This is a genomic window from Superficieibacter electus (genome assembly GCF_002915575.1).
GTDB lineage: Bacteria > Pseudomonadota > Gammaproteobacteria > Enterobacterales > Enterobacteriaceae > Superficieibacter > Superficieibacter electus.
In genome coordinates, this window is the sequence record NZ_PQGD01000002.1 from 171,761 (window position 1) to 196,499 (window position 24,739).

Annotated in this window: 25 protein-coding genes; 7 read left to right on the top strand and 18 right to left on the bottom strand. The window is 51.5% G+C overall.

Translation table 11 applies throughout. The features are described 5' to 3' along the window. Nucleotides 1-6: 6 nt before the first annotated feature. From ycjR to pspA, 10 genes are all read right to left on the bottom strand, one after another. Nucleotides 7-795: a 3-dehydro-D-guloside 4-epimerase gene (ycjR, locus tag CHU32_RS02880; protein ID WP_103676504.1), complete on the bottom strand. Its 789-nt coding sequence runs from the start codon at nucleotides 793-795 to the stop codon at nucleotides 7-9. 18 nt (nucleotides 796-813) lie between these two features. Further along, nucleotides 814-1,866 carry a D-guloside 3-dehydrogenase gene (gene ycjQ / locus CHU32_RS02885; protein WP_103676505.1) on the bottom strand — a complete coding sequence of 351 codons (1,053 nt, stop codon included), beginning with the start codon at nucleotides 1,864-1,866 and terminating at the stop codon, nucleotides 814-816. A gap of 27 nt (nucleotides 1,867-1,893) precedes the next feature. After that, nucleotides 1,894-2,736 (bottom strand): carbohydrate ABC transporter permease, encoded by an 843-nt coding sequence (locus CHU32_RS02890; protein WP_103676506.1) that lies wholly within the window; start codon nucleotides 2,734-2,736, stop codon nucleotides 1,894-1,896. Then, nucleotides 2,723-3,604, bottom strand: a complete 882-nt coding sequence (locus tag CHU32_RS02895) for a carbohydrate ABC transporter permease (protein ID WP_103676507.1) — start codon at nucleotides 3,602-3,604, stop codon at nucleotides 2,723-2,725. The genes CHU32_RS02890 and CHU32_RS02895 overlap by 14 nt, the downstream gene beginning before the upstream one ends. Before the next feature lie 20 nt (nucleotides 3,605-3,624). Beyond that, on the bottom strand, nucleotides 3,625-4,917 hold the full coding sequence (locus CHU32_RS02900; protein ID WP_103676508.1) for an ABC transporter substrate-binding protein: 1,293 nt from the start codon (nucleotides 4,915-4,917) through the stop codon (nucleotides 3,625-3,627). A gap of 11 nt (nucleotides 4,918-4,928) precedes the next feature. Next, entirely contained in the window at nucleotides 4,929-6,614 is a 1,686-nt protein-coding gene (locus CHU32_RS02905; protein ID WP_103676509.1) for a sugar phosphorylase, read from the bottom strand. A gap of 184 nt (nucleotides 6,615-6,798) precedes the next feature. Further along, nucleotides 6,799-7,035 carry a phage shock protein PspD gene (gene pspD, locus CHU32_RS02910; RefSeq protein WP_103676510.1) on the bottom strand — a complete coding sequence of 79 codons (237 nt, stop codon included), beginning with the start codon at nucleotides 7,033-7,035 and terminating at the stop codon, nucleotides 6,799-6,801. A 16-nt stretch (nucleotides 7,036-7,051) separates the two neighbouring features. Continuing rightward, nucleotides 7,052-7,411 (bottom strand): envelope stress response membrane protein PspC, encoded by a 360-nt coding sequence (pspC, locus tag CHU32_RS02915; RefSeq protein WP_103676511.1) that lies wholly within the window; start codon nucleotides 7,409-7,411, stop codon nucleotides 7,052-7,054. Next, nucleotides 7,411-7,635, bottom strand: coding sequence for an envelope stress response membrane protein PspB (gene pspB / locus CHU32_RS02920; RefSeq protein ID WP_103676512.1), 225 nt, complete (start codon nucleotides 7,633-7,635; stop codon nucleotides 7,411-7,413). Before pspB ends, pspC begins: the two co-directional genes overlap by 1 nt. Before the next feature lie 52 nt (nucleotides 7,636-7,687). Further along, nucleotides 7,688-8,356, bottom strand: coding sequence for a phage shock protein PspA (gene pspA, locus CHU32_RS02925; protein ID WP_103676513.1), 669 nt, complete (start codon nucleotides 8,354-8,356; stop codon nucleotides 7,688-7,690). A gap of 158 nt (nucleotides 8,357-8,514) precedes the next feature. Between pspA and pspF the strand changes: the two genes are divergently transcribed. The 6 genes from pspF (at nucleotide 8,515) to sapF (ending at nucleotide 14,899) form a co-directional block, all read left to right on the top strand. Next, nucleotides 8,515-9,501, top strand: coding sequence for a phage shock protein operon transcriptional activator (gene pspF, locus CHU32_RS02930; RefSeq protein WP_176691662.1), 987 nt, complete (start codon nucleotides 8,515-8,517; stop codon nucleotides 9,499-9,501). Between the two features lie 112 nt (nucleotides 9,502-9,613). Beyond that, complete coding sequence (sapA, locus tag CHU32_RS02935; protein ID WP_103676514.1) at nucleotides 9,614-11,260, top strand: ABC transporter substrate-binding protein SapA; 1,647 nt, start codon at nucleotides 9,614-9,616, stop codon at nucleotides 11,258-11,260. Beyond that, complete coding sequence (sapB, locus tag CHU32_RS02940; RefSeq protein WP_103676515.1) at nucleotides 11,257-12,222, top strand: putrescine export ABC transporter permease SapB; 966 nt, start codon at nucleotides 11,257-11,259, stop codon at nucleotides 12,220-12,222. The genes sapA and sapB overlap by 4 nt, the downstream gene beginning before the upstream one ends. Further along, a complete protein-coding gene (gene sapC, locus CHU32_RS02945; protein WP_103676516.1) occupies nucleotides 12,209-13,099 on the top strand; it encodes a putrescine export ABC transporter permease SapC in 891 nt (296 codons plus the stop codon). The genes sapB and sapC overlap by 14 nt, the downstream gene beginning before the upstream one ends. After that, nucleotides 13,099-14,091, top strand: a complete 993-nt coding sequence (gene sapD / locus CHU32_RS02950) for a putrescine export ABC transporter ATP-binding protein SapD (protein WP_103676517.1) — start codon at nucleotides 13,099-13,101, stop codon at nucleotides 14,089-14,091. The genes sapC and sapD overlap by 1 nt, the downstream gene beginning before the upstream one ends. Before the next feature lies 1 nt (nucleotide 14,092). Next, the gene (gene sapF / locus CHU32_RS02955) at nucleotides 14,093-14,899 is read left to right on the top strand and encodes a peptide ABC transporter ATP-binding protein SapF (RefSeq protein ID WP_103676518.1); all 807 of its coding nucleotides are present in this window, start codon (nucleotides 14,093-14,095) and stop codon (nucleotides 14,897-14,899) included. Between the two features lie 132 nt (nucleotides 14,900-15,031). Here sapF and CHU32_RS28520 read toward each other — a convergent pair whose 3' ends face one another. From CHU32_RS28520 to CHU32_RS02990, 8 genes are all read right to left on the bottom strand, one after another. Beyond that, a complete protein-coding gene (locus tag CHU32_RS28520) occupies nucleotides 15,032-15,487 on the bottom strand; it encodes a hypothetical protein (RefSeq protein ID WP_245880171.1) in 456 nt (151 codons plus the stop codon). Between the two features lie 56 nt (nucleotides 15,488-15,543). Further along, on the bottom strand, nucleotides 15,544-17,052 hold the full coding sequence (locus tag CHU32_RS02960; RefSeq protein WP_245880172.1) for an ADP-ribosylglycohydrolase family protein: 1,509 nt from the start codon (nucleotides 17,050-17,052) through the stop codon (nucleotides 15,544-15,546). Nucleotides 17,053-17,302: 250 nt separating this feature from the next. Further along, nucleotides 17,303-18,430 (bottom strand): hypothetical protein, encoded by a 1,128-nt coding sequence (locus tag CHU32_RS27990; RefSeq protein ID WP_133159256.1) that lies wholly within the window; start codon nucleotides 18,428-18,430, stop codon nucleotides 17,303-17,305. A gap of 12 nt (nucleotides 18,431-18,442) precedes the next feature. Continuing rightward, the gene (locus tag CHU32_RS02970; RefSeq protein ID WP_103676520.1) at nucleotides 18,443-18,946 is read right to left on the bottom strand and encodes a fimbrial protein; all 504 of its coding nucleotides are present in this window, start codon (nucleotides 18,944-18,946) and stop codon (nucleotides 18,443-18,445) included. Then, nucleotides 18,946-19,431: a fimbrial protein gene (locus CHU32_RS02975; protein ID WP_103676521.1), complete on the bottom strand. Its 486-nt coding sequence runs from the start codon at nucleotides 19,429-19,431 to the stop codon at nucleotides 18,946-18,948. The genes CHU32_RS02970 and CHU32_RS02975 overlap by 1 nt, the downstream gene beginning before the upstream one ends. Next, nucleotides 19,428-20,177, bottom strand: coding sequence for a fimbrial biogenesis chaperone (locus tag CHU32_RS02980; protein ID WP_103676522.1), 750 nt, complete (start codon nucleotides 20,175-20,177; stop codon nucleotides 19,428-19,430). Before CHU32_RS02980 ends, CHU32_RS02975 begins: the two co-directional genes overlap by 4 nt. A 4-nt stretch (nucleotides 20,178-20,181) precedes the next feature. After that, entirely contained in the window at nucleotides 20,182-22,746 is a 2,565-nt protein-coding gene (locus CHU32_RS02985; protein WP_176691663.1) for an outer membrane usher protein, read from the bottom strand. An 86-nt stretch (nucleotides 22,747-22,832) separates the two neighbouring features. Further along, the gene (locus CHU32_RS02990) at nucleotides 22,833-23,390 is read right to left on the bottom strand and encodes a fimbrial protein (RefSeq protein ID WP_103676524.1); all 558 of its coding nucleotides are present in this window, start codon (nucleotides 23,388-23,390) and stop codon (nucleotides 22,833-22,835) included. Between the two features lie 531 nt (nucleotides 23,391-23,921). Here CHU32_RS02990 and fabI point away from each other — a divergent pair. Further along, complete coding sequence (gene fabI / locus CHU32_RS02995; RefSeq protein WP_103676525.1) at nucleotides 23,922-24,710, top strand: enoyl-ACP reductase FabI; 789 nt, start codon at nucleotides 23,922-23,924, stop codon at nucleotides 24,708-24,710. The last annotated feature ends 29 nt before the right edge of the window (nucleotides 24,711-24,739 follow it).

The window sequence follows — 24,739 nt, forward strand, 5'->3', positions numbered from 1 at the left end:
GACCTCTTAGCAGTTACGCAGCCAGGCAAGAGACTGACGATAAGCTTCGGCCGGATTCTCCGCCCTCACACGCCCTTCATAGACCACGTAACCCTGATAATTGTCGCTACGCAGCTGATCAAAGAGTTGTTTGAAATTCAGCGTGCCGGTACCCGGCTGATAGCGATGATTATCCGCAATGTGTACATGCCCCAGCAGATCGCGGTTGTCGTGCAGTGCTTTCGCCATGTCATCTTCTTCGATGTTCATGTGATAGAAATCACCGATGATCTGCACATGTTTCAGATCGTTTTCCACAATGTAGCGACGCGCATCGGCCAGAGTATTGATCATGTGATCCTGGTAGCGGTTGAGCGGCTCCAGGTAGACGGTCGTCCCGGTGCGGGCGGCCACTTTATCCAGAACACGCAAGGAGTCGCTGACCATTTTGCGGTCACCTTCCAGGCTACGTGGTGACACCATCGGCGGCAGACGGAAGGTAAACATTCCCCAGGCGGCAGGGACAATAATGCCTTTGCCCCCGACCTCGCTTAGCGCCTCCAGAATGCGTTCAATCTGCGCTAAGCCATTCAGGCGGCGCTCTTCAATGAAGTCGCCAATCCAGCCGTCATAGCCGCCGCAGGCAGTGGTGACCGGCAGACCGGTCTCTTTGATGGCAGCTTTCACTTCTTCCAGGTTATTGACCAGCAGTTTGCCGTCGATTTCAAAACCATCGAAGCCCATTTCTTTGATATAGCGGAATTTCTCAAGGATATTTTCCGGGAAGAAAGCCTGATTCTGTGTTCCGATTTTCATTGTTTGTTGTCCTTAACCTTAAAACGTCACGCCCATTTTGATGCTCAGATCCGGATGCTGGTCGACATACTTCATATAGCTTTCAGCGCTGGTGGCAAATGTCACGACCGGCTCAATCAGATCGTCACAATCCAGATAGCCGTTCATCAGCATTTCCCAGCAGGTTTCTTCGATACGCTTGCGGTTCCAGCGCGGGTAATCCGGATTTGGTTCGCTGCATGCGCGCGCAAAAACGATTTTGGCGTTATTAAAATGCGCTTCGCGGCCCAGGTTAAAGCCAGCGCTGAAAGGTTTGGCGAACGCGACATAAGAGATAGTGCCACCATAGGCCAGACCACGCAGCGCGGATTGCAGCGCATCCGGGTAGCCACTGGTTTCAATAATCACGTCAGCGCCCAGCTTATCGGTGATTTTCTTGATTTCCATCCCTACATCAGTGCCGATCGGGCTCATGCAATAATCCGCACCATGGCGACGCGCGATCTCGCAGCGACGTTCAATCGGATCAACACCAATAACGATTGACGCGCCTGCTTTTTTTGCCAACTGAATAGCAATCTGACCGATGGCACCAAGGCCAATCACTACAACAAAATCGCCTACGCGAACATTGCCTTCGCGTACGCCGCTCATCGCAAACTGCGCCGGGTCATAGCACACGGCATTCTTCCAGGATGCCCCTTCCGGCATTTTACGCAGCTTGTAATTATTGACCGCGTTAACGATGACCGTTTCAGAGAGTGGACCATAGGCACAGACGCAATCACCCAGTGCATATTCAGTGACACTGTCACCTTTCTCAATTATCGTACCCACAACCATGTTACCGAGCTGGAATTTGCCAAACTCAATACCCCGTGCAGCCCCTTCAGGACGCGGCATAAACATTTGCCATTCTGCATTGAAGTCTTCATCGATAAACGGGCTTGCTGCCCGGAAATCGACCACTTCGGTACCGTGTTTCGGTGCACCAAACATGACGCGGATTTTAACTTCATTGGCCGCAACACTGCGATCATCATACTCAACCAGTGCCGCTACGCGCGGTTCAGTTGCTACTAACTTCTTCATTACAATATCCTTATTCAACAGGCCGCCTTAGCCTTTGACGCCACCGGCGGTTAACCCACTCTTTATAAAACGTTCTGAAAGCGCATACATAACCACCACTGGCAGCGCAGTGACCAGTGAGGCTGCCATCATGCGTCCCCAGATATAATCCGGGGTGCTAAACAGCGTGTTCAGGCCAACCGGCAACGTAAAGTTGCTGGAACTGGAGAGGAAAATGGAGGCGAAAAGATAGTCGTTCCACGCCACCATGAAGCAGTACACAAACACCGAAACCAGACCAGAAATCGCCAGCGGTACCGTGATACGAAAGATGATCTGGAAACGGTTCAGGCCATCCATCATCGCTGCTTCTTCGATTTCATCCGGGATGGTGTCAAAGTAGCTTTTCAACATGAAAACAGCGGTGGGCAACGTCTGGGTCACCATGGTGATGATTAACGCCATTTCCGTGTCATAGATGCCGAGCGCAGTGATAATCTTGAACAGCGGCACCACCAGTAAGATCCCGGAGAACATGTAAACGGTGTAAAAACTGGCGTTAATGGTCATCCGTCCTTTGAAGCGCAAGCGGGACAACGCATAGGCTCCCAGCGTGCCGAGGAACACGGCCACCACAGAAGAGGAAACCGACACCACCATGCTGTTACGGAAGTAATCCACAAACGGAAAAATCAGCGGGTTGAAAATGTCGACGTAATGCTCCAGCGTCCAGTGCTGTGGCAGCAGTGTTGGACTCAGGGATATCGCCTCTTTTGCGCCTTTAAACGAGGTCATTAACATCACAAAAAACGGAAACAGCGTGATGATAAGAAAGACCGCCAGTCCGATATAAAAGCCAATACGGCTCAGCGTGCGTTTATTTGTTGCCATTGAGATTCACCCGCTTCCTGGTAAGCAATATGACCGCAAAGATGATGACGAACAGCACCACAGAGATTGCCGCTGCTTTGCCAAGATCGTTAAAGGCAAATGCTGTTTTGTAGAGATAAACACCGAGGATGTCGACTTTAGTGGTCAGCAGATACACGTCGGCAAACATGTAGAACATCCAGATGGTACGCAATGTTACGACCGTCGCCAGCACGGGCATAATCGCCGGAAGAGTCACAATCATAAACCGCTGCCAGGCGCTGGCACCGTCCATCTCCGCCGCTTCATACAGCGACTTATCAATGGTTTGTAAAATGGCCAGGAATGAAATAAAGGCGTACGGGAAATAGCGCCAGATGGCAAAGAGCACCACCAGCACAAAGCTGCTGCCGGGGTTGTCAAACCACAGTGGAGCCTGATCGTAAAGATGCAGCAGATCGACACCGAGGTAGTTCACAATGCCGTAGCCGTTGTTAAACATATATTTCCAGGCGAAAACCAGCGAAATAGACGGCGTCACGTAGGACAAGATAACCAGCGAACGGGCCGTTTTGCGCAGGCGAAACTCGCGGTTAAAGAAAATCGCCACGCCCAGTCCCAGTACTGTACTGCCGATAACCACCAGCGCGGTGTACCACACGGTCATCCATAGCGAATGCCAGAATCCCGGATCGCCCAAAATCCGGATGTAGTTATCCAGCCCAACAAACGTCGAGCTTATCCGCGGGTTCAGCGGCAAACGTAAGAAACTGATTTCGATGTTAGATATCATTGGCCAGGCTACAAGGCCCCCCAGCAATAACAAGCTGGGGGCCAGTAGCAGCATGGCAAAAGGCATATCTGAACGGCCAGAGAACAACCTTTTCATACTACTTTCCATTTTCGCCATTAACGTTGTTGAACCAGATCATCCAGCTTCGTCTGGCTGTCTGTCAGGGTTTGCTTCAGGTCCTTCTGACCAACGGTGACGTTATGAACCAGAGTACTCACTACGCCCGAGCCGGTAACATCGCCCATGCGGGTAAAGTTTTTGTCCGCCACCGCGCCAAACACCTGCATATGCGGATATTGCGCAATCAGCTCGTTTGGCAGATCGCCAAACGCCTTGATAACCTCGTTATCTTTCCACTGCGGTGTATCAACGATGGTTTTGGTGGCTGGCAGTGCGGCACCTGGAGACATCATGACCCAATCCGCCGCGTTGTCCGCTTTCTCCATAAAGGTGACAAACTTCTCTGCCGCAGCGGTTTCATCTTCAGTTTGACCGTTACTGATAGTCAGCGAGGTAATGGTGCCGTAAACTGCCGCAGATTTTTCGGTAGGCACCATGAACCCCAGATTCGCGGGATTACCCTCTTTGAAAACGGCAGGAATAAGATAGGTTGAATAGATTGCCATTGGCGCAGAGCCGTTCATGAAAGCATCTTTGATCTCCATGACGTCGTTAGAACCAGGCATGGTGGTGGCAGCCAGGTCACGATAAAACGCCAGTGCTTGCGCCATTTCCGGGGTGTTAAGCGTAATCTTGCCGCTGGCGTCAAAAACGTTAGCCTGATTAGAGAGCGCAAATTGTGAGAAAGCCTGCTCTGTCATGACGCTTTCAGCAGTAGGCAATGCAATGCCATATTTTTTCTGCGCCGGATCGCTCAGCTTTTGTGCTGCCGCCAGCAGTTGCTGCCAGTTATGCGGCTCTTCAATGCCGGCGTTTGCCAGGACATCCTTTTTATACCACACGCCCTGTAACCAGGCGCTGATTGGCACGCCGGTCCAGGCCGAACCATCTTCCGTACGCACTATGCGCAGTACGCCATCATAGAACTGGTCTTCCCCTACTGCTTTAATCGCCTCGCCAATAGCTTTACGATCGATAAGCTGTTCTTTATCCATCACCTTGGCATAGTCGTGGCTGGTCTCGATCACTTCCGGCAACGAACCAGAACGAGCCAGTGTGATAATTTTGGTGTTATAGGCATCCTCTTCTACCGGGACTTGCTTAACCGTAATTCCCGGGTTTTCTTTCTCAAAACGTTCAATCAGTTTAGTAATAACGGCCTGGCGCTCTTGCTCAACCGAGGAGTGCATAAACTCGATGGCCACTTTTGGTTTATTATTGTCATCACAACCTGAAATAAGGGCGCAGGAAACCAGCGCTGCCACCAGCGCTATTTTTGATTTAGTCATAAGATGTTCCTTTATTGTTTTTTGATCCAGATAACCTGCCATGGTTGCAATGTTATCGATGTATCCATAACCACATGTTTATTAATTAAATCAAAACCACCCTTAACCTTCGCCTCAATACACTGTTGATGATCGCTAATATTAAACAGAGCAGTGATTTCCTCACCATTACTGGCGGTACGAGTAATTTGCATGACGCTGGAATTAAGCGTTTGAATGGCAAACTGGCTGTCCGGGTGAAAAGCTTTATTTTGTCTGCGAAGCACGATTAGCTGTGAAAGAAGATGATAGGCCCTGCTGCGCAATGACTGAGAGGCAAACAGAGACTGTTCCATTTCGCCTGCGTCATATTTCTGACGGTTAATGGCCCGGTTATATCCCAGCTTTTCTACGCCCGCATAATCATTGCGCGATCCCAAAATACTCTGAATATACACTGCGGGCACGCCAGGAAAGCTCAATAAAATAGCGTGAGCAAGAATGAATCTGGCGAGACGTTGATCATCAGTGTCATCGCGACGACTCAGGGCATCCATATAGGTTACGTTGACTTCATAAGGGCTACGGCTGCCATCCGGATTATTCTTCCAGTTAATTAGCGCCCCTTCCTTCTGAAGCGTATCAACCAGTTGCAAAATATCATTTTCCGGCAAAATCCCTCGCAGCGGGTTCAGACCAACGCCATCATGTGAAGCAAGGAAATTGAACCAGGTAGTTTTGTCGCCAGGCAAGACCAGACTCTGCGCCCAACGGCACAGTGCTGTAGCATCCTGGCGATGAACTGCATGTAATACCAGCGGTGGCAAAGAGAATTGATAGACCATATGGGCTTCATCTTTGCCATTGCCGAGATAGGAAATGTTGTCTTTATGCGGAACATTGGTTTCGGTAATGATGACGGTTCCAGGCGCAACGTCGTCGGCAATGGCGCGGAAAAGTTTGATCAGCTGATGCGTTTTTTCCAGATGAATACAGCATGTTCCCGGCGTTTTCCACATGAAACCGACTGCATCGAGACGAATATAGTCCGCACCCTGTAAAAGATAGTGCAGCAGGACATCTACCATCTTCAGGAGTACTTCCGGACAAGCGTAATTGAGATCAATTTGATCTTCGCTAAACGTGGTCCACAGATGGCGCACCGATCCATCGGCCAGGGTGAAAGGCGTTAACAATGGCAGTGCGCGCGGGCGCGTTACCGCTGATAAATCCGTTTCAGGGTCCATTTCGATAAAGAAATTTTCGAATCCTGGCTTTTGTTGTAAATAGTTTTGAAACCACTCACTTTTTGCTGACATATGGTTACAGACGAAATCAAACATTAATTTTGCTTGTGTTTTCAAATCGTCTATATCTTCCCAGTCACCCGTTTCAGGCGCGACACGGTGATAATCAACCACGGAAAACCCGTCGTCAGAAGACCATGGGCAGAAAGGTAATAAGTGGACATGTGAAAAAACAGATTTAAACCATTTCTGGTAAAAATGATTGAAGACGGGAAGTGGTTTTTGATCCACGTGATGGAACTGATCGGCATAAGTAATTAACACTACATCGCTTTCATCCCACCCCTGCTTGCGCCGTTGGCTAATTATGGATTTACTCTTTTCAAGGGCGCTGAATAACACCTCCCGATGTGAGGATGTAAATCCGTCAGCGTAAACATCCGTGAGTAACTGATTAATTTTTTCCTTCATTTTTCTTTTCCATGGTAGCGGTCCCACGAAAAAGGAGACTACTCCAGTGAAAATTAGCTGTCAATCCGGAGCATGAGGCACAGGAGACGAAAAATAGAGATTCCGCAGGTTAAATTTGCAATTTGTGAGCTGCCGCAAATTCAGGGAAAAGGATGTGAAAATATTGTTATGGTGACCTGAAGGGTCACCGGGGTGTTTGCCGGCTGGAATAGCGGCGGGAGACTTTTTTGGCGGCGTGCTTCAATAGTGGCTCCAGTGCTACGGCCAGCAGCATTTTCAAAGGTCGGCGGGCGACTGATTTAATCGCCCACCCAGCGACACCCGCCGGCCCATAGCGCAGCGCGGTCAGTAACGCCAGCTTCCCGACGATCTTAAGACCAGGTTTCACGTGGGTGCTTGCTTTCTGCCACTTGCTTTTCATTTCTGGCTCCTGTTATTTAAAGCTGACGGAAGCGGCTACGTAGTGAAAACGTATCAGAAGTCACATACCGCTCCATTTCGCGCAGACGTTTTTCGCCTGCCGCAAGCTCGCTTTCCACCATGGCCAATAGCTCGCCGCTATTAAGTGCCTGTTCCCCCTCAAGCCCACTGTCGGGCACCGGGTCCAGCATAAATGTCATAATGATGTACGCGACGACCACAAAAAAGAACAGCCCAAACACCATTGCCAGTACGGTAATTAAGCGGACCAGCTTGACCGGCACATCGAAATAATGGGCGATCCCGGCGCAAACACCTTTCACCATGCCCTGCTGCGGGCGTCGCCACAATTTTTTATTCAGGTCGATAACTGCCATTAGCGATCCCTCCAGTTTGGATGTTCTGCATCAAGAATAGCCTCCAGCGCCTGGATGCGTTCCTGCATTCTTTTGGCTTCATCGCTTAACTGCACCAGGTGCTGTTGTTCATTAGCGGATAAGGTGCCGTTGCGGGAACGGTTGTTGTAATGCAGCCACAGCCAGACAGGCAGAACAAACAGAATGAACAGGGTTAACGGTATGGCAAGAAAAAGCGCGCTCATGTGTACTCCTTACAGGTATTGAGCGGCGGTGCGCTCAGGCACCGCCAGAATGTTATTGGTTATCCTGCTTCATTTTGGCTTTCAGCGCGGCCAATTGCTCGCTGATTTCATCATCCGCCTGCAAATCGGCGAACTGCTGATCCAGCGTTCTCTGTTTACCAAACCCATGGCTTTCCGCTTCGGCTTCCATATGATCAATACGACGCTCAAAGGATTCGAAACGTGCCATTGCTTCATCAATTTTTCCACTGTCCAGTTGGCGACGCACTTCGCGTGAAGAGCTTGCCGCCTGATGACGCAGCGTCAATGCCTGCTGGCGTGCACGCGTCTCACTGAGTTTGTTTTCCAGCTCGCCGATCTCTTTTTTCATCCGGGTCAGGGTCTCATCAACCAGAATGGCTTCATCTTCCAGGGTCGCAATCAAATCGGTCAGCTTCTGCTTTTCAATCAGCGCGGCGCGGGCTAAATCGTCTTTATCTTTACGCAGCGCCAGTTCCGCTTTTTCCTGCCATTCCTGCTGCTGAGCGGTCGCCTGTTCAATACGGCGGCTCAGCTGCTTTTTCTCTGCCAGCGAGCGGGCGGAGGTAGAACGGACTTCAACCAGCGTGTCTTCCATTTCCTGAATCATCAGGCGCACCAGCTTCTGTGGATCTTCCGCTTTCTCCAGCAGTGAATTTATGTTGGCGTTCACGATGTCGGCAAAACGAGAAAAAATACCCATAATTAACTCCTCACGATGATATTCATTATATCGGGCGTTGCCCTGTTGATAAACTTATTGCAAGCACCGTGCCATATTTTTATGTCATTGATTTATAAATAATCGATTGATTAATCATCACCCAGAATATAAAGTGTAATGGTTAATAACACTACATAATGGTGAATTTCATCATGGCTGAGCAGAAAGATAACCTGTTAGGAGAAGCGAATAATTTTATCGACGTCCTTGAACAGGTCTCACATCTGGCCCCCCTGACAAAGCCGGTACTAATTATTGGCGAGCGTGGTACGGGTAAAGAATTGATTGCCAGTCGTCTGCATTTTCTCTCCTCTCGCTGGCAGGGGCCGTTTGTATCCCTGAACTGCGCCGCGCTTAACGAAAACCTTCTGGATTCAGAGTTGTTCGGTCATGAAGCGGGGGCATTTACCGGAGCGCAGAAACGGCATCCGGGGCGTTTTGAGCGCGCCGATGGCGGCACGCTGTTTCTCGATGAGCTGGCAACCGCGCCGATGCTGGTACAGGAAAAACTGCTGCGGGTGATTGAATATGGTGAGCTGGAACGCGTGGGCGGTAGCCAGCCGCTACAGGTAAATGTGCGCCTGGTGTGCGCCACCAACGCTGACCTGCCGCAATTGGTCGAAGAAGGCACCTTTCGCGCTGACCTGCTCGACCGGCTGGCTTTTGACGTGGTGCTACTGCCGCCGCTGCGCGAACGCCAGAGCGATATCATGCTGATGGCTGAACATTTCGCCATTCAGATGTGCCGCGAAATTGGGTTGCCTCTTTTTCCCGGCTTTACTGAACATGCCACACAAACGCTAATGGGCTATCGTTGGCCGGGTAATATTCGTGAGCTGAAAAATGTCGTTGAACGCTCAGTGTATCGTCATGGCACCAGTGAAACTCCGTTAGAGAATATTATTATCGATCCTTTTGCTCGCGCCCTGGCGCCTGCGCAGGAAAATACTCCACAGGATCTGCCCGGTTTGCCACTGAATTTGCGTCAGTATCAACATGAGCAAGAGCGGGCACTGCTGGAAAAAAGTCTGCAGCAGGGTCGCTTTAACCAAAAACGCGCGGCCGAACTTTTGGGCATCACCTACCATCAACTGCGGGCATTGCTCAAAAAACATCAGATTTAACCCTGCGAACGCCAAAGCTGACCATATTTACAGCGATTGTCCGCAGACATTTTTACGCAGCAGGTGTAAGTGCGATACACTTTGCAGATCGAATCTGAAAACCCTGAAAATTATGCGCCTGGTTTTGTCATCTTTGGTCGCTGCTGTCGGCCTCCTTTACGGCCTGGCCCATGCAGCCCCTGAGCCGTCGGCTTCTCCTGTCTCCGATATTCGCGACAGCGGCTTTGTCTATTGCGTCAGCGGGCAGGTCAATACCTTCAACCCACAAAAAGCAGGCAGCGGCCTGATTGTGGACACGCTGGCAGACCAGCTTTACGACCGCCTGCTTGAGGTCGATCCCTATACTTACCGGCTGGTGCCTGAGCTGGCAGAACGCTGGGAAGTGCTGGATAACGGTGCTACCTATCGCTTTTTCTTACGCAACGGTGTGGCGTTTCAAAAGACAGCATGGTTTACCCCCACGCGTCCCCTGAATGCTGACGACGTGGTATTTACCTTCCAGCGCATTTTTAATCGCCATCATCCATGGCACGCGGTTAACGGCAGTAGTTTCCCCTATTTCGACAGTCTTCAGTTTGCCGACACGGTGGAAAGCGTACGTAAGCTGGATAATCGTACCGTCGAATTTCGTCTTACCCGGCCAGATGCCTCGTTCCTGTGGCATCTGGCGACGCATTATGCCTCAGTGATGTCAGCAGAATATGCCGCCGAATTAACCAAAACCGACCGTGAAGAGTTGCTTGATCGCCAGCCTGTCGGCACGGGGCCTTATCAACTCAGTGAATATCGATCGGGTCAATACATCCGTTTACAGCGTCATTCACGCTTCTGGCGCGGCCAGCCGCTGATGCCTCAGGTCGTGGTTGACCTCGGCTCTGGCGGGACGGGTCGCCTCTCACGGCTTTTAACAGGTGAGTGCGATGTACTCGCCTGGCCGGCTGCCAGCCAGCTTTCCATTTTGCGTGACGATCCGCGCCTGAGATTAACGCTGCGTCCCGGGATGAACATTGCCTATCTGGCGTTTAACACTAATAAAGCACCGCTGAATAACCCGGCCGTCCGTCATGCACTGGCGCTGGCAATCAATAATGAAAGACTGATGCAGTCGATTTATTACGGTACGGCAGAAACAGCGGCCTCAATTTTGCCCCGCGCGTCATGGGCCTATGATAGCGAAGCAAAAATTACCGAATACGATCCCGCTAAAGCCCGGGAGCAGCTTAAAAGCCTGGGTGTGGAAAACTTATCGCTTCAGCTATGGGTACCAACCTCATCGCAGGCCTGGAATCCCAGTCCGTTGAAAATGGCGGAGTTGATTCAGGCAGATATGGCGCATATTGGGGTAAAAGTCACGATTATGCCAGTCGAGGGTCGTTTTCAGGAAGCGAGACTGATGGATATGAATCATGATATGACGCTGGCTGGCTGGGCCACCGACAGTAACGATCCGGACAGTTTTTTCCGCCCGCTCCTGAGCTGTGCCGCCATCAGTTCTCAAACCAACTATGCTCACTGGTGCAATCGCCAGTTTGATAATGTCTTGCTCAAGGCCCTTTCCTCGCAACAGCTTGCTTCGCGTATTGACGCTTATGATGAAGCACAACATATTCTCGCCAGTGAACTGCCGGTATTGCCTCTGGCTTCCTCACTACGCTTGCAGGCCTATCGCTACGATATGAAAGGATTAGTGCTGAGCCCGTTTGGCAATGCTTCTTTCGCAGGTGTCTCACGCGAAAAGGAAGAGGGGCAAAAACCATGATTATTTTTACACTGCGTCGCCTGTTGCTGCTGTTGATTACCTTATTCTTATTAACGTTTATAGGCTTCAGCCTGAGCTATTTTACGCCGCATGCCCCGCTTCAGGGCGCATCGTTGTGGAATGCCTGGGTGTTCTGGTTCAACGGTATTTTGCACTGGGATTTCGGCATCTCCAGTATCAACGGCCAGCTGATCTCCGAGCAGTTAAAAGAGGTCTTTCCGGCCACCATGGAGCTTTGTATTCTCGCCTTCACGTTTGCCCTGCTGATCGGAATACCCGTGGGAATGCTGGCGGGTATCACGCGCAATAAATGGCAGGATAATGTGATAAGTGCGCTGGCTCTGCTGGGGTTTTCGATTCCGGTTTTCTGGCTGGCGCTGCTACTGACGATGTTTTTCTCACTGACGCTGGGCTGGTTACCGGTCTCGGGGCGTTTCGATCTGCTGTATGAAGTCAAAAACGTTACCGGCTTCGCTATCATTGATGCCTGGCTTTCCGACTCGCCGTGGCGTCATGAAATGGTGTTAAGCGCCCTGCGCCATATGATTTTGCCAGTGCTGACGCTGGCCGTTGCCCCCACCACGGAAGTGATTCGGTTAATGCGTATCAGCACGATTGAGGTGTTCGACCAGAACTATATCAAAGCGGCGGCCACTCGCGGCGTCTCTCGCCGGACCATTCTCTGGCGTCATGTCCTGCATAATGCGCTACCGCCGGTGATCCCCCGTCTGGGGCTGCAATTTTCGACCATGCTGACGCTGGCGATGATCACTGAAGTGGTATTTAGCTGGCCAGGTCTGGGGCGCTGGCTGATTAATGCCATCCGCCAGCAGGATTACGCAGCCATTTCGGCAGGCGTGATGGTGATTGGTGCTCTGGTCATTATAGTGAACGTTATTTCGGACATCCTGGGTGCTATGGCTAACCCTCTGAAACATAAGGAATGGTATGCCTTACGATAGCGTCTACAGCGAAAAGCGCTCTCCGGGCGCACTGCGCAATGCGTGGCGCAAATTTTACTCAGACACCACGGCCATGATCGGTTTATATGGCTGTGGTGCGTTGCTACTGTTATGTGTGCTGGGTCACTGGTTTGCCCCTTATGGCATCAATCAGCAGTTTTTAGGCTATCAACTCTTGCCGCCATCGTGGTCGCGTTACGGAGAGGTTTCTTTTTTCCTCGGTACGGACGATCTGGGGCGCGACGTGTTGAGCCGACTGCTTAGCGGCGCGACACCGACCGTGGGTGGCGCGTTCGTGGTCACGCTGGCAGCCACATTGTGTGGGCTGGTGCTCGGTGTTGTGGCCGGTTCCACCCACGGCCTGCGTTCGGCGGCGCTGAACCATATTCTGGATACGCTGTTATCCATCCCTTCCTTACTGCTGGCGATTATTGTCGTTGCCTTTGCTGGTCCGCATTTGTCGCATGCGATGTTCGCCGTCTGGCTGGCACTGCTGCCACGGATGGTGCGCTCGGTCTATAGCCTGGTGCATGACGAACTGGAAAAAGAGTATGTGGTGGCTGCCCGTCTTGACGGTGCCACGACGCTGAATATTTTGTGGTTCGCTGTACTGCCTAATATTACGGCGGGGATGGTCACTGAAATCACCCGCGCCTTGTCAATGGCGATTCTGGATATCGCCGCGCTGGGCTTTCTCGACCTTGGTGCACAGCTGCCTTCTCCGGAATGGGGCGCGATGCTGGGCGACGCGCTTGAGCTTATCTATGTTGCGCCGTGGACAGTAATGCTGCCGGGCGCGGCGATTATGATAAGCGTACTGCTGATTAACCTGCTGGGCGACGGCCTGCGCCGCGCAATTAACGCGGGGGTGGAATAATGCCATTACTGGATATCCGCAACCTGACCATTGAATTTAAGACCAGTGAAGGCTGGGTGAAGGCAGTTGACCGCGTCAGCATGACGCTGGCCGAAGGGGAAATCCGCGGACTGGTGGGCGAGTCTGGCTCTGGCAAAAGCCTGATTGCCAAAGCAATTTGCGGCGTCACTAAGGATAACTGGCGAATTACTGCTGACCGTATGCGCTTTGACGATATCGATTTACTGCGGCTGTCAGTACGCGAACGGCGCAAGCTGGTAGGGCATAATGTGTCGATGATATTTCAGGAACCGCAATCCTGTCTTGATCCCTCAGAGCGCATTGGGACCCAGTTGATGCAAAATATTCCCCGCTGGACCTTTAAAGGCCGCTGGTGGCAGCGTCTGGGCTGGCGCAAACAGCGCGCCATTGAGTTACTGCACCGGGTGGGGATTAAAGATCATAAAGATGTGCTGCGCAGCTTTCCTTATGAGCTTACCGATGGTGAGTGCCAGAAAGTAATGATAGCCATTGCGCTGGCAAATCAGCCGCGTCTGCTGATTGCCGATGAGCCGACGAATGCCATGGAGCCAACCACTCAGGCACAAATTTTCCGCCTGCTGAGCCGGCTGAATCAGAATAACAACACCACGATCCTGTTAATCAGCCACGACCTGCAAATGCTGAGTAAATGGGCCGATAAAATCAACGTGATGTACTGCGGACAGACAGTGGAGACCGCCCCAAGCGAAGAATTGATCGCAACGCCGCACCATCCTTACACGCAGGCGCTTATCCGGGCCATTCCGGACTTTGGCAGCGCCATGCCGCATAAAAGTCGGCTCAATACCATGCCGGGGGCTATTCCCCTGCTTGAACACTTGCCGATTGGCTGCCGGCTGGGGCCTCGCTGCCCGTATGCTCAGCGCAAATGTATTGAAACGCCTCGTCTGACAGGGGCTAAAAACCATCTGTACGCCTGTCATTTTCCGCTGAATATGGAGAGAGAGTGAGATGGTTGAAACCTTGCTTGAAGTTCGCAATCTGAGTAAAACGTTTCGCTATCGCACCGGCTGGTTTCACCGACAAACAGTGGAAGCAGTAAAACCATTGAGTTTTACCCTGCGCGAAAAACAAACGCTGGCGATTATAGGCGAAAACGGCTCGGGTAAGTCGACGCTGGCGAAAATGCTGGCGGGGATGGTAGAGCCAACAACCGGTGAGCTGCTGATTGACGATCACCCCCTGCATTATGGTGATTATTCTTTTCGCAGCCAGCGTATCCGGATGATTTTTCAGGACCCGTCAACATCGCTTAACCCACGCCAGCGTATCTCGCAGATCCTGGATTTTCCGCTGCGCCTTAATACCGATTTACCCCCTGACGATCGGCGTAAACGTATTATCGAAACGATGCGTATGGTAGGCCTGCTTCCCGATCATGTTAGCTATTATCCGCATATGCTGGCTCCGGGCCAGAAGCAACGTCTGGGGCTGGCCCGCGCACTTATCCTGCGCCCGAAAGTGATCATCGCCGACGAAGCGCTGGCCTCACTGGATATGTCCATGCGCTCGCAATTGATTAACTTAATGCTGGAACTGCAGGAAAAACAGGGCATTGCCTATATCTACGTCACCCAGCATTTAGGCATGATGAAACATATCAGCGATCAGGTGCTGGTTATGCATCAGGGTGAAGTGGTGGAGCGCGGGAGTACCGCTGACGTGCTGGCCGCGCCGCTCCATGATTTAACCAAGCGCCTTATCGCCGGGCATTTTGGTGAAGCATTGACCGCTGATGCGTGGCGCAAGGATAAGTGACGCGTTTTGCAGAGAGAACAAAATGGCTCCCGCTCTCAGCCGAATGTAGACACGGCAGGTTTAGCATGCCCGGTGAGCGCCACCGGGCACGTCTGTGCGTTGATTCAGGCTACCGCGCGTTAACGGTTTCCCTTACTCAACCGGTGTGATTTGGAGGGTCGCCATAGACAGCGCGCCGCCACACACCACCAACCCTACGCCGCCGTCGTCGAGACGCTGCGTTGTGGCATCTTCAGCATACAGCCTCATACCGTCCACCGTCGCGGTAATGGTGTGCCCCTTCACAGCAACATCAAAATTAACCTCGCGCTCGTAAATGTTTTTCAGCCCCTGCTCCGCCAGTACCGTTACGCTGTCGTCACGAACGCGAATCAGCTGGATTTTTTCGTCCTGCGTCATTTGCAGCGCGTAATAACGTCGCATGCCCTGGATTCGAAATGCCAGTCCACCATAGTCGCCCAGATGCAAGGTAATTTGACTTTGCAGCCGGTAATCACGCCATTGCCGGGTACCGTGGCTGACCAGCCCTTCGCCATACTCTTTAGAAATGCGAAAACGGGAGGGATAATGACGTGAGATAAGATCCACGCCGTTGACCCACGCCCGCCACCAGAAATCGCTCTCGCCCTCTGGCTTTTTCAGCGTCAGCGTTGGTGCGCCATCCCAGCGCAGGAAATCGACGAGTATCCTGCCATTATTAATGTGACATCGCCGCCAGGGCGTAGGAGCTGCCCGTCACCGTAGCAGGACCGGAGCTGGCTGTGCTCATCATAAACCCGATAGCACAACTGCACCTTCACAACGCCGGCACAGTCTTCTGGCATTAATACCCGTGCCTGTAAGCACTGACCCGGATAAATCAGCGGTGTAGCCATTAATTCATAGGACTGCATCCCGACAATTTCGGGCGGCGCAAAGGTCTGCGTCGTGACCATACTGTGCTGACCAGGCACCTGAGCGGTATAGCGCAGACTTAAATACCTGCGGTCATGATAGCGCTCATTACTGACCTCGATATCCTGCGCCAGGCTGCGGAAACCTTGTACGCTGCCGGGGAGCGAGAAATGATACTGCGCCCCTTCTTTAGGTGCGGCAGGCGGTTGCTGTCCGGCAAGTTTATGCCCAAGTGACACCAGATAATCCGTTACCCGCACGGCGTTATTGATTGAAAAACCACCGTCAGCGGAGGAAATTAACATCCGATCCGCCAGCGGCCCACGCCAGTCAGGTCCGGCGTCGATGCCTTGTAATCCCAGCATAATGCCTGACAGACAGCCTACGTTACCAGCGTTACAGTCCGTATCCCAGCCGGAGGTATTAATTATCATCTGCGCCCGCTGAAAGTCGTCCGGCGCGTAAAGAATGGCCATAATCATGATGGCGTGATTCGGGATCACGTGGCAGTTACTGGGATATTTTTGATAGCCGTAATGATCTTCAATACGCTGACGGGTGCGATGCCAGTCATTATCTTCGTTGCGCCAGCGATATACATCGTTGATGAGCCGGGCAATCTCACAATCAGGCGGAATGACCGCAAGCCCGGTGGCGATCAATTGTTCAATATCCTGGCAGATAAAAGCTTCTGCCTCCATCGCCGCCCATAGCATCGCAGCGTAGACGGCTTCGCCGTCATGGCTGACGCTGGCGGCTTTTTGCGCCAGCGAGGCGGCAAGTCGCGGCGGTCCGGGTGGAACCAGCGCCCAGCCGTCGATAAAAATTTGTGCCCCAATTTGCTCGGCAATGGTTTTACCGTTGGTGGCGATGGCCCCGCTCAGCGGCGCGGGAATGCCTTTTTTGAGGTTAAGCCAGGCAGTATGTTCCGTGGAGTTGCCGTTGCCGCCCCACCAGAGAATAGTGCGCTTATCGATAATATAATTAAGCCAGCACTGACCCATCTGTTCTGCGGTTAACTCAGGCGGCAAGGCGTAGTCTTCCAGGGCGCGAATAAACGTGAAGGTGCCAGCGACGTCATCATCTGTCACCACCAGCGGACGGTTAAATTTGTCATGAACATAATAGTTAATCGGCCCCAGCTCCTGCATGATCCGCTGGTAAGTCCAGCCTTCGAAGGGGCGGCCCAGATAAACGCCAATTAACTTTCCCAATACGCCCGCATAAACACGCTGATAATAATCTGTAGGTAATTGCATTGTCCTTGTCTCGCTAAGTCGTCCATTTCAGGCGAGCCATAGTACTGAGTGAACAAGGGAGATAATTAGAGGGTGATCACATTAATCTATGGAGTTTGTCGTCCAGATCCGTTTAACCAGCAGGATACAGGGACAACAGTGCCCCATACATAAGGCAGCACTGCGCTATAAAGCCTGATTTTTTGTAACCCTTTGACATAGTAGGTTTTGTATGCGGTGTAAAGCGATGCCGCTACCCGACGGCGTCGGGTTAATACCATGTCAATTCAGTGACCAGGTTATGGGTGCAGTTGACCTGTGTGCCTCCCGCGAGCGTGCTTAAACCAGAGATGGTCCAGTTAATCACGGTGTCAGCACCGTCTAACCATGTACTGTAGCTGTTGGTAACGCCTTTATCGCAACTACTGCTTTCGGATTTTATCGCCAGTTTCGCGGTGGTGCGATACCAGCCGTCCGCTCCCGCCCAGCCGTAAACGTTGTGGGTGCAGTTACTGATATTTTGTTGCGGCCTTAGCTGTACAATGACGCTGTCGTTTTTGTATTTGCTGTGCAGGGTGTAGTTGGTAGTGCCAGTGGCCCAAAAGACGTAGCTGGAAACCGCAGGTGAGTTACAGGAGGCCTGGGGAAAAGCAATATAGTAGGGATACGTTTTACCACCTGAACCATCAATACCGAAATAAACCTGTCCCAGCATATCACCGGAATAATCGAAAGCGTTGACTGGGGAAAGCTGCGGAACATAAAAATTACTGATAAACGTCCATCCTGCCGGTATGGCCATACCGCTACAGGTTATTGTAGTAGAACCGGTATCGTAACTGCTACTATATGAGGCTTTCTCTATACATGAACCGGCATTGCCTGACCATTGACGTGTAAAACCCCACTGTGTACCATTAGATCGGGGAGCATCAAGATAGTAATTCCTGACACTATAATCACCCTGGCGACAATTACCTACGCCTGCCGTACATTGATATTGTATAAATATATTTAATCTACCGCCCTTTGCACTGGCACGACAAGTTGGCCCACCTTTACCTTGACTACAACTTTCGTAAATCAGAAATTGTCCCAACGCGTCATCATTGCGGCCTGCGTCATAATTGGTACCACAGAAAAATTCGCCAGTCCTGCTACCATCCGTAAAAGTGATATATGCATAGCAGTTTGTCCCTCTTCCATGATCGCCCTGCTGCCACCCACGTTCCTCCATATGTATTTGGGATATTCCCATATACATCTCTCCCACTACCACACACTGCGTATTCGCTGCGCCGCTGCTGGCATAATTGCACGATACGTTCGCCGCCTGCGCGCCATACAATATCCCCGCCGTCAGCCACAGCAGCGTGACCAGTAAAAGCATTCTTTTCATTGTTCGTCCTTGTTAGGGATAACTAAGGGTGAAATTCACCGTCGCCGAATACGTCCCCGGTTGTACGGTATCGCTCACCACTATCACCTGCGCCTGTAGCGGGATATCGTTAACGCCTGACGCCAGACGCCAGGCATAGACGCCACGGTTGAGAGTAATAGTCCTGCCGTCCTGTCCCGATATTGCAATACCGATTCCGGTCGCCGTACTGCTGGTGTCAAGGCTTAACACATCCGTATTTTCCACCGTGGATTGCCCGTTAAAGCTCACCTCTGCCGTGGATGCCACCTCCGGGTAACATTCCTCAAGATGAATCACAAATGGCACTGCCGGCCCGGTTTCACTGACAGCGAAGGTTTCCTGTGACCAATTGCCCATATCGACTTCAATCTGGCTGGCCTCCGGCGGCAGAACGCAGGGGCTTAACACCAGAGTGCCTTGCACAACAAAACTGGCGCTAACCGCAAAACCTTGATTCGCCCACAGGCAGACGCAAAGAAAGAGCCAACGCTTCATTACTGGTACTCCATTTGCAAGCTCATTTGCGCGCGAAACGTCCCGGCCTCCACCGACTCGCCTGGCATAATAAACGGCATTATTGATAGCCCTCGCGCCACTACGTCCGCTGGCTGCCCCTGATTAGTGATGTCACTGTTCAGCGGCAGCGGCGTGACGGCATTGCCAACAAAAAACTGCACGCCCAATCCCGGTACTGAGGTCTGCGCGGTCGTATCATCCAGCGCGGTCGCGACGATTTTCATCTTCACCGTCAGCGCCTGATTCACTTCGCTACAGCTAAACACAAACCGCAGCGGCAGCTTTTTATAGCTGCTGTTATCAATTTTGCTCACTGCCACCACGCCAAAATCCAGATCGCTGACCGTTAGCTGGCACGGTGGTGGCGGATCGATAATGATGGTTAGCTGCTGCGTCGAGGAGTACGTTGCCGCCAGGGCGTTCAGACTCATTAACAGCAAAATCATCAGGCTCGCCCGTTTCATTGCTGCGCCTTTTTTTCCTGTAACGGCGTTAATGTGCAGGGAATCTGGCTGCAATTGAGCGTCAGTTCCGGACGCCCACCGTAGTCGTTGATATAACTGATGACAGCATCGCTGGTCAGCGTCGAGACGTTCCATGGCGCGGTCTGTTTTTCAAAAGGCGCGAGCATCAGCGGTTCGAAACCCTTTAGCGTTCCGGCTCCTTTCTTCGCCGCAAGATTTACAATGGTGATATGGTAAGGCGTCGGGTTTTCCAGCTGTAATTCGCTACCGACTTTGCGCACCACCAGCTTTTCCTGCCATGGCTGCTCCGGCAGGGTCATGATCGCCGCTGGCCGATAAAATAACTTCACTTTGGTGTGCAGCGCCACCTGAAGCACATTCTCTTTTTTACTCCGCGGCGGGATCTCGCGAATGTTGAACCAGAACAGGCTTTCCCGATCCTGGGGCAGTTGCGCCGTCGCAGGTAATGCCTGAATCCGCACCTGAGAGGTACTGTTGGCATCGACACGCTGGATGGGCGGCAGCACCATTAGCGGCGAGGTGATTTTGTTGCCATTTTGATCTTCCAGCCATGTCTGCGCCAGATATGGTCGGGCTTTATCACGGTTGATCACCTTCAAACTGACCGCCTTTTCGCTGGCGTTATAGACAACCCGCGTCTGCTCAATAGTGACCGAGGCCTGTACACGGCCAGCCAGCAGAACAAGTGCTGTCAGAGCACAGGCAAGGCATCCTTTTCCATTCATTACGCTACTCCTTAATGTCGTTTTCATTTACTTCTGCACAGGGTAGTAACAGCGTTTGTGTTAGCTCCTGGGCAGGCAGTACCGCCGGTAAAGTCGCCTGGCAAAAGATATGCCCCTCCTGACGCACCAGCACGCGCTCTCCTGCTTTCACTCCCGCCAGAAAAACATTGCCATCATCAGCCAGTACGCCCAGCATTTTACGGCGGGCATTCAGCACCTCGGCACCAAATGGCGGAAACTCGCCATTGACAAGACGTAAAACCGCCAGCACCCGCTCGCCGGTGATGACATCAAATTCACGATAGCCGATCGCGCCTTCGGTCAGGGTCGCCTGTACCACCGAACGGGAGGCTTCGGCTTTGTCCGGCAACTGGCGTAAATCCAGTCCAACGGAACGGCGGGTATACATGCCCATATCCGCAATGACCGCCTTCCCGAAACGGTTGGAACGAGTGGCGCTCCCCCATTCCCCCATCGCCACGTCCGGCACACCTGACGTATCCAGCAGCAAACGGCTGCTGCCGCGTGAACTTACAGGATGCAGCGCCCCTCCTTTGGCAGTGAGCGTCGCGCCGCCTTCCAGCGAGAAGCCGGCTGAGGCGTAGTCGCCATCAAGGTAACTGATGGTTAAATCGCTTTTGCCGATCGCCCCTTCCTGGCTGTAATAGCCATCAGCGCTGATATGATCTCCACTGTCTACACCGGCATTGATTTGATAGTTGCTATGCGCATTAATGCGTCCGTAGTAACCCAGCCGCTGTGCACTATTCTTGCCCAGCGTGCTGTTGTAGCTCACGTTGTCGTTGTCGCCGATGGGCATTGAGAAGGAGATATAAACGCCGTCATCACTGAATTCGCTGCTCTGATTACGGTAGCCGGTAAGGGACATGCTGATATTTTTAAACCGCCCGATTTCGAGCGTTTTAGCCAGCGACAGGCTGTAGTTATTTTCATCCGACTGGTTCCAGTAGGTGCGACGAGAGTAATTCAGATAAAAACTCAGCCCGTAGTCGGGGATATTCTGGTTAAAAGTGATCGTATACATCTCTTTATTGCGATAGTTGTAGCCGTCGCGATAATACTGATCTTCCTGTCGGTCACCGGCGTATTCAGGCGCGTCCAGATAATCGCTCATGCTCATGTAGTTGCGATCTGAAAAACGGTAACCAGCAAATGTGATATTGCTGTGATATTCATCGAAGCGTTTGGAATAGCTAAGTCGCCAGGAGTTACCGCGAAACGTTCCCTTGCCGTCCACATCGGCATTAGCCCGTGTGACGTCAGCTGACAACGCACCGAGGATTGACAGATCGCGTCCAACGCCCAGCGCCACCGCCCGGTAATGCTCATCACCAATGAGTCCACCGTATAACGACCAGCCATTACTGACGCCCCATGAGGCTTCGGCGCTGGCGAACATCGGCCCGTTAAGCTTGTGTTCCCACATCTGCGGACGCCCCAATGCCAATTTGTAACGCACAAGGCCAGGTCGCGTCAGAAAAGGGACGCTGGCGGTATTGACCGTAAACTGTTGAACGTCGCCGTTCTGCTCCTCCACTTTCACGTCCAGTTCACCGGAAACCGACTGGCTCAAATCCTGGAGGCGAAAGGGTCCGGCGGGAACCTGGGTTTGATACAGTATTCTTCCCAGTTGGGTGATGGTAACTTTTGCGTTGCTGTGGGCCACGCCAACAATTTCCGGCGCGTATCCCTGTAAATTGGGCGGCAGCATAGTGTCATCAGACACCAGACTGGCACCGATAAAGCTGAAACTGTCAAAGACATCAGATTGCAAATAATCCTCGCCCAGGGTCAATTTTGAGCGCAGCAAGGGGATTGGGCGGTAGGCATAGTAGCGTGAGCCTGTCCATTCAAGCTGCTGACCAGCAGCTGACTCGTCGCTATCACGATCATCGTGACTGTAATCCAGTTGCCAGTCTGCACGCATGCGCCAGGCATCCAGATTCAGCCCCGCAACGCCGTTGCCAGTCAGATCCAGCATCTGTGCGCCATCCTGCTGATCGTGACGAAACTGACCGTCAATATGATAATCAAGAATGCCACCGTTAATACCTGTGTCCCAGCGCGCAGGCGGGTCCCAGTCCTGATCGGTATATTCCAGAAATGCTTGTGGAATACTGACCTCCAGCGTTGACTGGTTCAGATTGCCCTTCACCATGACACCATCAAGTTGGCCTGGCACCATGCAGACGGGGTTATCCTGCCAGCGTAAACCTGCAACCACATCTGGCTTAAGACCAAATTGATCCACCAGTTCCCGCGTCAAACAGGGAACTGATGCACTGCCTGTCGGTTTATTTTTGGCAACAATAAAATCGATAAAATATTCATCAGGTAACGTTGTGCCGTTTATTTTTACCGCCAGCCAATACTGACCAGGGATGACATAGCCCGACATTGAAAACTGTCCGACACTAATATTTTTGCGATCCTTCACATCAAGAAAATCAGTATTAAAATCGACACTATCATCAGCAATTACTGCGGCAGCATGGCTGAGCAGCGACAAACTTATCGCTATAGCAAGTTTGCGCTTTTTATTATTCATTCTGTCCCTGCGCATTTATCCCATGATATGACAGGCGGAGCAAACTCCGCCTGGGTCCAGGAAAATAATCACACTACAAGTAATAATTACTGATACTGGATAGAGAAATTCACGTCGCTGGTATACAAACCCGCTGTGGCGGTACCACTAGGAATACCCTGCAAGTAAGCGCCGAATTCCAGTAAATGCGTGCCGTTAAACGGCGTCCAGACCTCATCAACTGAAACGCCCGGTTTAACGACCGGGGCATTCTCAACCACTTTGACTGACTGCATATCGGTCATGATCAGGCCAACGTCGGCCATATTAATTCCCGCCTGCTTGACCGCAAAGCTGTTAGCCACTGCGGTTGGGCCTGCCTCACCAGTGAAAGAGGTTTTTGTGGTAGTCAACGTAGCGGAATTACAATTGGTGAGTTTCAGCGTAAATGCCGTCATACCTGATTTAATTCCCTGATTCAGGTTACTATCAGACACCTGACCCATTGGTACATCTTTGTTAAGTTCTGAAGGCGGCATATCGCAGGGCGACTCGGTAATTTCTCCCCAGAAATGCACTTTGCCATAGTTCCCCTGCACAGCTTGCGCACTGGATATCATTCCCAACGCAAACACGGTGGAGAGAGCAATAATTGAAATTTTCATTCGCACAACCTTATGCTTAATCGCTAATTATTCACCATGCAATTCAATCATCACCTGAATATGAATAAGATATCACTATATATTCAAATAATGTATGCACAGTAGATGCCATCAAAAATGACGCGATAAAGCATACGTAGATTTTGGACTTTAGTAAATATTATTTTTAGCAAAATAATAAAAATATGGATTTTACTCGATTAGATATTATAAATAACATTACTCTGCTTGCGAATGCCATTCAAATAGTTTTCGTGAAGAAACTTTATTTTCAGAATATATTTATTTAATACATTCTTTTGTCTATTTATAAGAAAATTGCAGATTCACAATATAAATCATTCAAGCGCTCTCGTACCATGCCCATCGCCGCACACTCCTCCGATGATTAGTGAGGCACTGTGTCAGGTATAGCCTCCACCTGTCTAGTAGCTTATAATGGCCGTTTACGGTTTCGTACTGCTGTGTTAAAGCAACAAACCGCCTGATTTTTAGGCAGAATAAGCACCAATCAACTAAGGATTAAAAGCTATGGGTTTTCTTACCGGTAAGCGCATTCTGATCACTGGCGTCGCCAGTAAACTCTCCATTGCCTACGGTATTGCACAGGCTATGCATCGTGAAGGGGCTGAGCTGGCGTTCACCTATCAGAACGACAAACTGAAAGGCCGCGTGGAAGGTTTTGCCGCGGAGCTGGGTTCCAGCATTGTGCTGCCGTGTGACGTAGCTGAAGATGAAAGCATTAACGCGCTGTTCAGCGAGCTGGCAAAAAGCTGGCCTAAATTTGACGGTTTTGTGCATTCCATCGGTTTTGCGCCTGGCGACCAGTTAGACGGCGATTATGTGAATGCCGTTACCCGTGAAGGCTTCAAAATCGCACACGACATCAGCGCCTACAGCTTTGTTGCGCTGGCAAAAGCGTGTCGTGAAATGCTGAACCCGGATTCTGCCCTGCTGACCCTGTCTTACCTGGGAGCAGAACGTGCCATTCCTAACTATAACGTGATGGGTCTGGCAAAAGCGTCTCTGGAAGCTAACGTGCGCTATATGGCGAATGCCATGGGTCCGGAAGGTGTGCGTGTTAACGCCATCTCTGCTGGTCCTATCCGCACTCTGGCAGCCTCTGGCATCAAAGACTTCCGTAAGATGCTGGCGCACTGTGAAGCGGTTACTCCGATTCGTCGTACCGTCACGATTGAGGACGTCGGCAACTCCGCCGCCTTCCTGTGCTCTAACCTCTCTGCCGGTATCTCCGGTGAAGTCGTTCACGTTGATGGCGGTTTCAGCATCGCTGCGATGAATGAACTGGAACTGAAATAAGTTTCTGCCCCTCTTCGCGCTCGCGAAGA